Below are 14109 nucleotides of genomic sequence, written 5' to 3'. Positions count from 1 at the left end.
TCTCTACAGCTGAACGTCGCTCGGGGCGGGAAAGAAACCCGCATCGATGAAGGACCTGACATAGGCATCCAAGGCCGCGGCATCGATGGGCGGGCAGTGAATACCGTACTGCGCCAACTCGATTCGGGTATCGGTGTCGTCGACGGCAGCCGCGGCCCCGCCGTAGTTGCCGCTGACCAAGGCGGCGCGCACCAGCGAATCGTCGCCGGTCGCATCGCGCGCCGCCGCTTCCTCGGCCAGTTTGGTCGCGATCTCCTCGATCGATGCGATCTCGATCGGAATCCCGTGCCTGCGCAGGGCTTCGAAGATATCGACGATCGCCACCGGACGAGTGTTCACCAGGTGATAGGCCGCGCCGACCGGCGGCTGATCCGCCAGCGCGACGATGGCGCCCACCACATAGTTCACCGGCACCAGCGACATGGTGGCGTCGCCGATATCCGGGGCGAGTCCGAGAATGGCGGCCGCCCGGATCATGTTCCAGAACGAGTCGTCGACGCTGTTCACCCCGAGCCGCGGATCGCCGGACACGGTTCCGGGACGGTAGATGCTCACCGGCACACCGCGTGCACCGGCCTGGCGGATCAGTTGTTCGGCGACCCATTTACTTGCCACATAGCCGTTTCCGGAAACCTCGTCGACCTGCAGTTGCACATCCTCACGGGCGATGAAATCCGGTGCGGGCGCGTTCGGAATCACGGCATTGACCGTGGAGACGAAGTGCACCGGTTTGATCCGACCCGTGGTCGCCAACCGCAGCACCTCACGAGTGCCCGACACATTGGCGGCGCGCAACCGCCCGTACGGCTCGATGTGATTGACGCGAGCTCCGTTGTGGTAGATCGCGTCGATCTGCTCAGCGAGCCGGGCCCAGTCGGACTGGTCGAGCCCGAGGCCGGGTGCGGCCAGGTCACCTGCGACAGCGACGATTCGCCCCTGATAGGCATCGTCCCAGATCCGGTACAGCTGCATGGCGTCGCGAATCCGCTTGTAGGCCCGCTCGCTATCGTCGCCGCGCACCAGGCACCAGACCGTTGCCCCGGTGCTGGACAGCAGTTCCCGCAGCAGATGCACACCGACGAATCCGGTTGCGCCGGTGAGCAGTATGTCGCGCGGGGCATCGGCACGAGCCGGTGTGCGGCCCGCACCATCGATCTCCGGTTCGAGCACGGCGTCGGTGGTGATCGTCGCGGTGTCGGTGCCCGGGACCACGGCCGCGGGCTCGTCCGGATTGTCGAGACGGGTGGCCAGGCCGCGCACGGTAGGTGCGATGAACAGCGCCGCCATCGGCACATCGATACCCAGCCGGTTGGCCAACGCGCGCTGCAGCGTGAAAGCGAGCAGCGAGGTGCCGCCGAGATCGAAGAAATCGTCCTCGGCGCCGGCCCGGGCGATGCCGAGCACTTCGGCGAACACCTCGGCAACGGCACGCTCGGTTTCGGTCGCCGGTGCCACGAACTCACGGGCGCGCAGGACCGGCCGCGGCAGCGCGGCCCGATCCAGTTTGCCGCTGCTGTTCACCGGGAAGGATTCGAGGACCATGATGGCCGAGGGCACCATGTAGCCCGGAAGCACGTGTGACAGCGAGTCGCGCAGGACATCTGCCTCCAGGTCGGTTACGGGCACCACATACGCGACCAACTGATCACCGGTCTCCGATTTCGCCACCACGACGACGGCCTGGGCGACGGACGGATCCGCGAGCAGCGCGGCCTCGATCTCACCCAGCTCGACCCGGTGACCACGGATCTTTGCCTGGAAGTCCGTGCGCCCCAGATACTCCAGTACTCCGTCGGCACGGCGCCGCACCAGATCACCGGTCCGGTACATCCGGGCACCGGCCGGGCCGTACGGGTCGGCGACGAACCGATCAGAGGTCAGGTCGGTGCGACCGAGATAGCCGCGTGCCAATTGGCTACCCGCCAAATACAATTCGCCGACGACACCGGCGGGTACGAGATGCAGCCGGGAATCCAGCACATAGGTGCGGGTATTCCACAGCGAGACACCGATCGGCACCGTCAGCCGGTCGTCGATGGAGGCGGGCCGATACGTCACCGATACCGCCGCCTCGGTGGGGCCGTACAGGTTGTGCAGTCCGGCATCCGACAGTGCGGCGAAATCGGCGACGGTGTTGGGCGGCAAGGCCTCACCGATGACGAAAACCGCACGCAGCGACGCCAATTGCTCCACCCGGGCAGCGGCCAGGAAGACCTGCAGTACCGACGGAACGAAATCGGTGACCGTCACCCGGTGGGTGGCGATCAGCTCGGCGATATAGCCGGGATCGCGCTGTCCGTGCGGTGCCGCGAGCACCAGCTGCGCGCCGACCCACAGCGGGGCGAAATAGCCCCACAGCGATACGTCGAAGGTCGTCGCCGTCTTCTGCAGGTAGACATCCTCGGCACCGAAGCCGTACTCCGCCACCATCCATTCGATCTGGTTGGTGATCGCACCGTGCGAGACCATGACGCCCTTGGGCCGACCGGTCGAGCCGGAGGTGAACAGCACGTACGCCGGATGATCGGCGTGCAGCGGCGCACGCAGCTCGCCGAACTCGACCGGCTCACCGGAGTATTCCGACAGCTCGAGGGAGTCGAGGTCGACGACGGGAACTCCCGTGACGGGTACCGAATTGCCGTCGGTCGTCAGTACGCAGACCGGCTCGGCCGTCGCCACCATGTACCCGATCCGGTCGGCCGGATGGTCGAGGTCCAGCGGCAGATACGCGCCGCCCGCGGTCAGCACCGCATACATCGCGGCGACCAGCTGCGGCGAACGCGGTATCCCCAGCGCCACAACGGATTCGGGACCGACACCCTGTGCGATCAGGTACCTGGCGAGGCGGTTGACGCGCTCGTCGAATTCCCGATAGGTCCAGGCGGTCTCGTCGTGCACGACGGCCACCGCATCCGGTGTCGTCGCCACGGCACGGCGGTAACCGGTCAGCAGGAAATCCGCCGAAACCGGGTGCGCGGTATCGGCCGCATCCGACAGCAGCGCGGCGCGTTCGGTCGCATCGGTCAGCTCGATCTCGCCCAGCACCACACCGGGATCGGCGGCGATGGCAGTGAGCAGGCGCGCGAACCGATCCACGAAATCCTGCACGGTGGCGGGATCGAACATATCGGCGGCGTAGGTGACCATGCCGCCGATACCCAGCGGCGTGCCCGCCTCGTCGTAGGCGTCGCCGATATACCAGTGCAGATCGAACTGCGATACCTCGACGCCGATATCCAGGCTCGCGACGGTCAGCCCGGGCAGTTCCAGTGCGACGCGGTCCAGGTTCTGGAACGACAGCCCCACCTGGTACAGCGGATGCCGCGAGGGCGAGCGCACCGGGTTGAGCACAGTGACCAGCCGCTCGAACGGCACATCCGAGTTCGCGAAGGCCTGCAGATCGGTCTCCCGCTGCCGTGCGAGCAGTTCGGTGAAACGCGCGCCGCCGTCGTATCGGGTTCGGAATACCAGGGTATTGATGAACATGCCGATGAGGTCGTCGAGCGCGGCGTCGCCGCGTCCGGCGCTGGGCGTACCGATGGCGATATCGTTGGTCCCGGACAAGCGGGCCAGCAGCACAGCGAGCGCGGTGTGCACGACCATGAACACGGTCGCGCCCTGGGCCCGCGCCAATTCGGCCAGCGCGCTGTGGGTTTCGGCGTCTATCCGCACCGAAACCTGACCGCCCGCGAAGGACCGCACCAGCGGGCGGGGCCGATCCGAGGGCAGGTCGAGCTGCTCCGGCAATCCGGCCAATTCCTGCTGCCAATACCCGATCTGCTTGGCCGCCAACGATTCCGGATCGTCCTCGGCACCCAGCAGTTCGCGCTGCCAGATGGCGTAGTCGGCGTACTGCACCGGCAGCGGAGCCCAATTCGGCGCCTGTCCTGCGCTGCGCGCCACATACGCGATCATCAGATCGCGGGCCAGCGGGCCGATCGACGAACCGTCGCCCGCGATGTGGTGCACGACCATCGCCAGCACGTATTCGCGCCCGTTCGCGCCCTCGCCGAGGTCGAACAGGCTGACCCGGACCGGCACCTCGACGGTGAGGTCGAAGGCGGTCCGCACCATGGTGGCCACCGCGTCCACGATTTCGGCCGGATCGATGGCCTGGACCAGCATCGGCGGAATCGCCTGCGCCGCAGGCAGGATCACCTGCACCGGGCCCGCATCGATGGGCGGGTAGACCGTGCGCAGGATCTCGTGGCGGGTGACCAGATCCCCGATCGCCGCCCGCAGCGCCTGTGTATCGACGGCACCGGTCAAGCGCACCGCCATCGGCACGTTGTAGGCCAGAGAGTTCGTGTCCAAGCGGTTGAGGAACCACATGCCCTGCTGCGCCGCGGACAACGGGATCCGCTCCGGCCGCGGACCGGCGATCAGCTCCGGACGGTCGTTTCCGGCCTCGTTCTCACTCAGCCTGGCCGCGAGCGCGGACACCGACGATGCCTCGAACAGCAGGCGCACCGGAACCCGGGTGTCGGATGCGGCGCCCAGCCGCGCCGCCAGCCGGGTGGCGATCAGCGAGTTGCCGCCCAATTCGAAGAAGTCGTCGTCGGCGCCGACCGGTGTCGCGGGCGCGAGCAATTCGGTGAATACGCTCGCGACCAGCTCTTCCCATCGCCCGGACGGGGCACGGTATGCCCTGGTGTGCAGCACCGGCGCGGGCAGCGCGGCGCGGTCGAGCTTGCCGACCGGGGTCAGCGGAATCTCGTCGAGCACCATGACGGTGGTCGGCACCATATGCGCGGGCAGGCTGTTCGCCGCGAATGCGGTGAGCTCGTCGGCATCGGCCACCGCACCGGCGGCGGCATGCACATAGGAGACGAGAATGGTTGCACCGCTGGCGATTTCGTGTCCGATGGTGACCGCGAAGTCGACGGTTTCGTGCGCCGCGAGAACGGCGTCGATCTCGCCGAGTTCGATGCGGAAGCCGCGGACCTTGACCTGGAAGTCGTTGCGGCCCAGATATTCCAGCGCACCGTCGACCGTCCGTCGGACCAGATCGCCGGTCCGGTACAGCCTGGCGCCGTCGCGATCGAACGGATTCGCCACGAACCGGGCGGCAGTCAGCGCAGGGCGCTCATGGTAGCCGCGGGCCACCTGCGCTCCGGTGATGTAGAGCTCGCCGACGGCGCGATCCGGCACCGGCGACAACCGATCGTCCAATACGTACTCGGTGATGGCGCGGATCGGCCCGCCGATGGTGACCGTCTCCCCCGGCACCAGCGGCGCGCTGATATTGGTCATGATCGTGGTCTCGGTCGGCCCGTACCCGTTGTAGAACTCGCGGGTACGCCGTCCGGCGATCGGAATCGTCCAGCGCCGCACCAGCTCCGGCGGGCAGGCCTCGCCACCGGCGATGACCACACGGAGCTTGTCCAGGCCCGCCGGGTCGACGGAAGCCAGCGCCGCGGGCGTGATGAACGCATGGGTCACCCGCTCCCGGCGCAGCAGCGCGGCCAGGTCCTCGCCACCGTAGACCGACGGTGCCGCCACCACCATCGTCGCGGCGCCACCGATGGCCAGCAGCAGTTCCAGCACCGACGCGTCGAACGACGGCGATGCGAAATGCAGTGTGCGCGAACTGCTCGTCACCCGGTAGCGCTCGCGCTGTTCCTCGCAGAAACTCGACAAACCGGCCTGCGTGACGACCACGCCCTTGGGCTTACCGGTCGATCCGGAGGTGTAGATGACATAGGCCGGATGCGCGGCGAGCAACGGACGCAATCGATCCGCATCCGTCACCGGATCGGCGCTGTAGTCGTCGAGCCGCCGATCGATATCGTCGGCATCGATGGTCAGCCACTGCACCTCGTCGGGCAGATCGGCACCGAGCTCGGTGACCGTAAGTCCCAGTACCGCATGCGAATCGGCGATCATGTGCCGGACCCGCTCGGCGGGATAGTTGGGATCCACCGGGACGAATCCGGCGCCGGTCTTGGCGATCGCCCACACCGCGAGCACGGACTCCGGCGAGCGCGGAATGCCGATCGCGACCAGATCCTCCGGGCCGATGCCACGGTCGATCAGCAGTCGAGCCAGCCTGCTCGAGCGCTCGTCGAGGTCGACGTACTCCCATTCGGCCAGTTGCTCGGTGGCATCGGCGAAGATCACCGCGACACCGTCCGGATTGGTGTCAACGGCATCGGCCAACAGCTGCGGCAGCAGCGTGACCTCTTCGGCCGGGACCGGTTCGGCGGTCCGGACGGGCGCGGCGAGCGCCCGGTCCCGTTCGGCCTCGTCGAGGATGTCGATGGCACCGACGATCACCTGCGCGTCGGCGGCGACCGCGGCGAGGATCCGCTCGAATCGACGGCCGAGGCCATGGATGGTGGCTTCCTCGAAAAGGTCCGTCGCATAGGCGAAGCCGATGACCAGCTCGTCCGGCGTGCCGTCGTCGCCGACGCGCGCCTCGACGATCACCTGCAGATCGAATTTCGCGACGATCTCACCGGTATCGACGGCCGAAACCGTCAGACCGGGCAGCTCCAGTGTCGGCTGCTCGATGTTCTGGAACGACAGCATCACCTGGAACAACGGGTTAGCCGAGACGGCCCGGGCGGGCAGCACCTCCTCGACCACCCGCTCGAACGGAATCTCCGCATTGGCGAAGGCGGACAGGTCGGTTTCGCGGACCTGTTGGACGAATGCCGCGAACGGGGCGTCGCGATCGACATCGGTGCGCAGGGTCAGCGTATTCACGAACATGCCGACCAAATCATCCAGCTCGGCTGAGCCGCGACCCGCGATCGGCGTACCGATCGCGATATCCGAACCGCCGGACAGCCGCGCGAGCAGCGCGGCCAAGGCCGCGTGCACGACCATGAACAGCGACGAATTGTGCCGGCGCGCAAGGTCGGCCAGATCGGCGTGCACCTGCGCGGGCACGGCGATTTCGGTCGCCGCACCGCGCATCGATGCCTGCGCCGGACGCGGACGGTCCAGCGGCAGCCGCGCGGTTTCGCTCACACCGGCCAGCTGTCGCCGCCAGTAAGCCAATTGCTGTGCGGCAATGGAGTTCTCGTCGTCTTCGGTACCGATGACTTCGCGCTGCCAGAGCGCGAAATCGGCGTACTGCACCGGCAGCGGAGCCCAACCCGGGGCGATCCCCGCGGTACGCGCGAGATAGGCCGTGGCCAGATCCCGCGCCAGCGGTGCCAGCGAGACGCCATCCGCCGAAATGTGATGCGTGACGAGGACGAGCAGATGCTCGTCGCGGGCCGGGTCGGAGAACAACCGGATGCGCACGGGCGGATGTTCGGTGACATCGAATCCGGTGGACAACATTGCCGCGACCCGATCCGGATCGGCGGTCGTCTCGACCTCCAGTCCGCTCGGCAGCGTTTCGGCCACGGACAGGATCTCCTGGCGCGGCGTCGCGTCCGGGCCGTCGACCGGGAACCGCGTGCGCAGCGCCTCGTGCCGCTCCAGGACATCCGCGACGGCCGCGCGCAGTGCGGGCACGTCCAGGGTGCCGGTGAGCCGGATGGCGAACGGCAGGTTGTAGGACGGGGATTCGGTGTCGACCTGGTTGAGCACCCACATCCGATGCTGCGCCAGCGAGAGCGGGATGCGCGCCGGTCGCACGGCCCGCGTCAACGGCGGCCGATCCGCGTTCTCGGAATCCGGCACGATCCGCGCCGCCAGGTCGGCGACCACCGGTGCGTCGAACAGCGTGCGCACCGGCACCCGCGCGTCCAACGCCGCACTCAGCCGAGCCACGACCTGAGTGGCGACCAGCGAGTTGCCACCCAGGACGAAGAAGTCGTCGTCGGCGCCCACCCGGTCCACACCGAGCACCTCGGCGAACACACCGGCAACTATCTCTTCGAGCGGGGTTGACGGGGCGCGGAATTCCCGGCCGGCCAGGGTCGGCCGCGGCAGCGCCTTGCGGTCCAGCTTGCCCGCGGTGCTGAGCGGGAACTCGGCCAGCTCCACGATCGTGGCCGGAACCATGTACGCGGGCAGCGTGCCCGCCAGCGCGGCACGCAGCGGCTCCACCTCGAGGTGCGCGCCGGGTGCCGGGACCGCGTAGGCCACCAGCTGGTCGCCGAGTTCCGTTGGCACCACCAGGACGGCCGCCTGACTCACCGACGGCTGCGCCAGCAGCGCCGCCTCGATATCGCCGAGTTCGATGCGCTGTCCGCGCAGTTTCACCTGGAAGTCGGTGCGGCCCAGGTATTTCAGGACACTGGGCGCGGTCCAGGCCACCAGGTCGCCGGTCCGGTACATCCGCTCGCCCGTTCCGAACGGGTTGGCCACGAACCGATCCGCGGTCAGATCCGCGCGCCCCAGATAGCTGCGGGCCAGCTGATCACCGGCGATGTAGAGCTCACCGGTGACCCCGGCGGGCACCGGCCGCAGGCGGGCATCCAGTACGTACAGGCGGCTGTTCCAGACCGGCGATCCGATCGGCAGGCCACCCTGCTCGTCGCCGGTCGCGAGCCAGGTTGTGACGGCCACCGCGGTCTCGGTCGGCCCGTACACGTTGAGCACCGACGCGTCGCAGACCGCTCGCACCGCGGCCACGGTCTCCGCGGGCAGCAGCTCGCCGCCGACGATGATGTGCCGCAGCGTCGGAAGCGCACCGGCAGGCGTGTGGGCGGCGAACACCGCGAGCATCGAAGGCACGAAGTCGGTGACGGTAACTTGCTGCGCCGCAATGGTTTCCGCGATGTAGGTGGCGTCGCGATGACCGTCGGGCGTGGCCATCAGCAGCTTGGCGCCGAGCCGCAGCGGAATGAAGTAGCCCCACATCGATGCGTCGAAGGTGAAGGCGGCCTTCTGCAGGTACACATCGTCGGCATGCAGCGGATAGCGGGACTGCATCCAGGCCAGATGGTTGCCGATCGCCCGGTGCGAGACCGCGACACCCTTGGGCCGTCCGGTGGAGCCGGAGGTGAACAGCACATACGCCAGGCTCTCCGGGCGCACCGGCCGCAGCAGCTCCCCGGCCGCCAGCGGGGTACCGGCGAATCCGTCCAGATCCGCGGTGTCGATGTGCAGCAACGGAATTCCGTCCGGCACCGGCACGGCATCCGCGGTCGTGGTGAGCACGCACACCGGCTGCGCCGCGGTCAGCACGTGCTCGACGCGGTCGGCCGGATGATCCGGGTCCACGGGCACGTACGCACCACCCGCGGTGAGGACCGCGTACATGCCGACGACCAGATCCAGCGAGCGCCGGACCGCGAGACCGACCAGCGATTCCGCGCCGACACCCTGCGAGATCAGCAGGCGGGCAAGGCGATTCACCCGCTCGTCGAGGTCCCCGTAGGTGAGTTCGGCGCCCTCGTAGGCCACCGCGACCCGATCCGGATGCGCCAGTACCGCGCGCCGGTAGCCGTCCAGCAGCAGCTCGGGTTCGACCGCATGACCGGTATCGTTCCAGTCCAGCAGGATGCGATCCCGCTCGGCGTCGGTCAGCATGATGTCGATATCGCCGACGCGGGCCGCGGGATCGCCGATCAGCGCGTCGACAACCCGGATCAGCCGCGCGGCAAGGGTTCCCACCTCATCGGCGGTGAACCCGCCACCGGCATACCGCCATGTCAGCTCGATCGTCGACGCCGCGATCGCCACCAGCGTCAGCGGGTAGTGCGCGCCGTCCTCCATACCGACGGCGGTCACCGACATGCCGTCGATGGAATCGGCGGCGGCGATCGCCTCCCGGTCGATCGGGTAGGACTCGAAGACCAGCAGGGTGTCGAATTGCGCTCCGGCACCGGCGATCCGCTGGATGTCGGTCAGACCCACATAGTGGTGGTCGAGCAGACCGGCCTGTTCGCGCTGCAGCGACTGCAGGAACTCGCCGACCGCGAGCCGGCCGTCTACCCGCACGCGCACCGGCAACGTGTTGATGAACAAACCGACCATCGACTCGACGCCGGACAACTCCGCCGGACGGCCGGACACCGTGGTGCCGAACACCACGTCGTCGCGACCGGTGAATCGCCCGAGCAGGATGCCCAACGCCGCCTGCAACACCGTGTTCACCGTGACGCCGAGTTCGGCGGCCAGCTCGGTGATCCGGCGGGTGCGCTCGGTGTCGATCTCGGTGACCACCTTGCCGCTGCCGTGGGCTGCGACCATCCGCGATTGCGGGGCGAGCAGAGTCGGCTCCGCCACACCGGAGAGCGCCTGTTCCCACGCCCGCAGCGACGCGTCCCGATCCCGACCGGCCAGCCAGCTCAGGAAGGTGCGGTAGGAGGGCACCCGCGGCAGCGCGGACCGATCGCCCCGAGTCGCATAGAGCACCAGCACATCTCGCATCAACAGCGGCATCGACCAGCCGTCGAGCAGGATGTGATGGGTGGTGATCACCAGATGCCACTGATCCGTGCGAAACAGGGTGAACCGCATCAGGGGCGCCGCCGACATATCGAAGCCGGTCTCCCGCTCCGCGGCCACCTGTCGCCGCAGTTCCGCCAATCGCTCCGATTCGGGCAGATGCGTCAGATCTACTGCCCGCCAAGGCACTTCGACCCGATCCAGGACCACCTGCACGGCGCGGCCGTCGGCGCCGGCGACGAATGCGGTGCGCAGATTCGGATAGCGGTCCAGGATGGCCTGGGCCGCCGCCCGCAGTCGCTCGGCGTCCACGTCGCCGCCCAGGTCGACAGTCGCCTGGGAGGTATAGACATCGATACTCGACTCGGCGAGCTGCGCGTGGAACAGCAGCCCGGACTGCAGCGGGGAGAGCGGCCACACATCCGACAGCGCCGGGTAATTCCGTTCCCACACTTCGATATCCGACTGGCCGACCGTGACCAACGGCAGATCCGACGGCGTCAGCCCACCGGCATCCGGATGCCGCGCGTGCTCGGCCAGTGCGTGCATCGCCGCGACCCACAGATCGGCGAACTCCTGCACCTGCTCCCGCGACAACAACCCGCGTGGGAAGGCGAGCGACGCACCCAGCTGCGGTCCGTCGGCACCGTCGGTGACGATCGCATTGATGTCGATCACGCCGTTCGCGGGCATATCCGGATCCATCTCGGCATCCAGCTGTCCCAGATCCGCGACCGGGACCCAGCCCAATGCACCGAGCTGCGCCGGGATCTCCCCCGTCGACATCCGGCCCAAGTAGTTGAAGCTGATCTGGGGGGCGCCGCCCAGATCGGCGGCGGTGCTCAGTTGTCCGGCGGTCTCGGGGTTCAGGTAGCGCAGCAGGCCGTAGCCGAGCCCCTTGTCGGGGACCGCGAGCAGCTGCTCCTTCACCGATTTCACGATGTCGCCCAAGGCTTTTCCGCCCGCGAACGCCTCGGCGAGATCGGCGCCGGCGAGATCGAGCCGGACCGGGTACGCACTGGTGAACCAGCCGACGGTCCTGGACAGATCCGCGCCGGAGACGATCTCCTCTTCGCGGCCATGGCCTTCCAGCTTGACCAGCGCGGCGCCGCCCGCGCTGTCGCCACGCCACTTGCTCACCGCCAGCGCCAGCGCCGAGAGCAGGCCGTCGTTGACACCACCGCGATACCGGCCCGGGATCGCGGTCAGCAGCGCATCGGTCACCTCGACCGGCAGCGTCACCTCGACGCGATCGACGGTGCCGAAAGTGTCCACCGCCGGATCGAACGCACGCGCACCGAACAGCGGGTCTTCGGTGCCCGAAACCTGTTGCCAGAAGGGCAGTTCCGCAACCCGCGCCGGATCCTGCGCCGCATCGCGCAGGGCGTGCGCCCAGCGCCGCATCGAGGTTCCGTTGGCGGGCAACGCCACCTGCTGCCCCGCCGCGAGCTGCGACCAGGCCATCGCGAGGTCCGGAATCAGAATCCGCCAGGACACCCCGTCGACCACGATGTGGTGCGCGACGACCAGCAAGACATCACGACGGCGACCGCCCTGCGGGAAAGCGAACCAGACGAACTGCGCCATCACCGCGTTCGCCGGATCGAGGCGGCCCAGCGCCGCGTCGTATTCGACACTCGCCCGCCGCGACAACTCGGCATCGTCGATATCGGCGGGCACCTCGACCCGATGCACCAGCGCGTCGACGTCCACCGCGCCGCGCTCCAAGGCCTCGAAGGTCCGGACGGTATCCGAGGTGGCTTCACGCAACCGAGCGCGCAGCATGTCGTGGTGATCGAAGACCGCGCCGATGGTCGCGACCAGGGTCTCCCGATCGATGCCGTCGGGCAGCCGCAGCGCCATCGTCTGCGAGAACCGCCGATACGACGAGTCGCTCGGCAGCATCGCCGCCATGATCGGCAGCAACGGCAGCTCACCCACCCCGCCGCCGGGCAGCTCCGCCAGCCGCTGCTGCTCCACCGCATCGACCGATCTGGCGATCTCGGCCAATGCCTCGACCGTGCGATGTTCGAACACCTCCGCGGCGGTGAATACGACACCGCGCGCCTTCGCCCGCGAGACCAGCTGGATCGACAGGATCGAATCGCCACCCAATGCGAAGAACGAGTCGTCCCGGCCGACGCGGTCGACACCGAGCAACCCGGCGAATACCTCGGCGATGATTTCCTCGACCGGCGTCTCGGCGGCCCGGAATGCGCGCGGGGCGAAGACCGGCTCGGGCAGTGCCGCACGGTCGAGCTTGCCGACCGGGGTCAGCGGAATCTCGTCCAGCACCACGAAGGCGGCTGGAATCATGTACGCGGGCAGCGACTCTCCGAGGAATTCGGCGAGCGCGTCGGTGTCCACAACGGCCCCGGTCCTCGGCAGCACATAGGCCACCAGCGCGGTCGCACCCGACGGCAGCGTCTTGCCGAGGGTCGCCGCGAAGTCGATATCAGGGTGGCCGGTGAGCGCGTTGTCGATCTCGCCGAGCTCGATGCGGAAGCCGCGAATCTTCACCTGGAAGTCGGAGCGACCCAGGTACTCGATGACGCCGCCCTCTTCGGTGCGCCGCACCAGATCTCCGGTCCGGTAGAGCCGCGCGCCCGGGTTACCGATATCGGCGCCGAACGGGCTGGCCACGAACCGTTCCGAGGTCAGCCCCGGCCGCCCGAGATACCCCTGTGCCAGCGCGGCACCCGACAGGTACAGTTCGCCGATCACCCCGGCGGGCACCGGGCGCAATCGCGCATCCAGGACGAACGCACCGACACCGGCAATGGCCGTGCCGATCGTGATGGGCTCGCCCGGCACCAGCGGCGGGGTACCGGTGGCGAGAATCGTCGCCTCGGTGGGGCCGTAGCCGTTGTGGAACGCGCGCTCGCCCGCCCAGCGGCCGACCAGCTCGGTGCCGAACTTGTCACCGGCCACCACGACGACCCGCAGCTCGTCCAGACCGTCCGGATCCACCGATTCCAGGGCGGCCGGGGTGATGAGCATGTGGCTGACGCGCTCGCGCCGCAGCAGATCCGCGAGTTCGGCCCCGCCGAACACCGAAGGCGGCGCGATCACCAAGGTCGCACCGGCGGAAAAGGCCAGCAGCAGCTCGAGCACCGAAACGTCGAAGTTGGGCGAGCAGACATGCAGGACCCGTGACTCCCCGGTCACCGCGTACTGCTCGCGCTGCGCGGCGACCAGTCCGGCCAGGCCACCGTGCGAGACGACGACGCCCTTGGGCCGTCCGGTCGATCCGGAGGTGTAGATGACGTAGGCGGGATGCCGCTCGTCCAGCCGACGGACCCGGTCGGCGTAGGAGATCGGATGGGCCGGGCGTTCGGCGATGCGTCCGGCGTGCGCCGGGTCGTCGAGTTCGATCCAGTCCACACTCGTACCGAGCACCGAGCGGTGAGCCGTGGTGGTCAGCCCGAGGACGGCGCCGGAATCGGCGAGGATGTGCTCGATCCGGTCGGCCGGATATCCGGGATCCACGGGCACGTATGCGGCGCCGGTCTTCGCGATCGCCCACACGGCAAGCACGGATTCGATGCTGCGCGCGATACCGATCGCCACCACATCGCCCGCGCCCACACCGTGTTCGATGAGTTCGCGCGCCAACCGCGACGACGACTCGTCGAGTTCGCGATAGGTCAGCTGTCTGGCATCGGACGGATCGCCCGAAGGGTTGAACCGGATGGCGACGGCATTGGCGGCGGACTCCACAGCGGCCGCGAGCAAATTCCCGAAGAGTAGACCGACTCGGCGACGACTACTACGTGCGGAACGACGATCCCTTGCCATTTCCGGTACTACACC

Annotated in this window: 1 protein-coding gene; it reads right to left on the bottom strand. The window is 68.3% G+C overall.

Annotated elements, in window-relative coordinates; all coding sequences use genetic code 11:
- Window positions 1–3: 3 nt before the first annotated feature.
- Entirely contained in the window at window positions 4–14031 is a 14028-nt protein-coding gene (locus ACIBW7_RS42325) for an amino acid adenylation domain-containing protein (protein ID WP_397056667.1), read from the bottom strand.
- Window positions 14032–14109: the final 78 nt, after the last annotated feature.

Source organism: Nocardia sp. NPDC049526 (genome assembly GCF_044465765.1).
Taxonomy (GTDB): Bacteria; Actinomycetota; Actinomycetes; order Mycobacteriales; family Mycobacteriaceae; genus Nocardia.
This window is presented reverse-complemented; position numbering and strand designations above follow the sequence as displayed.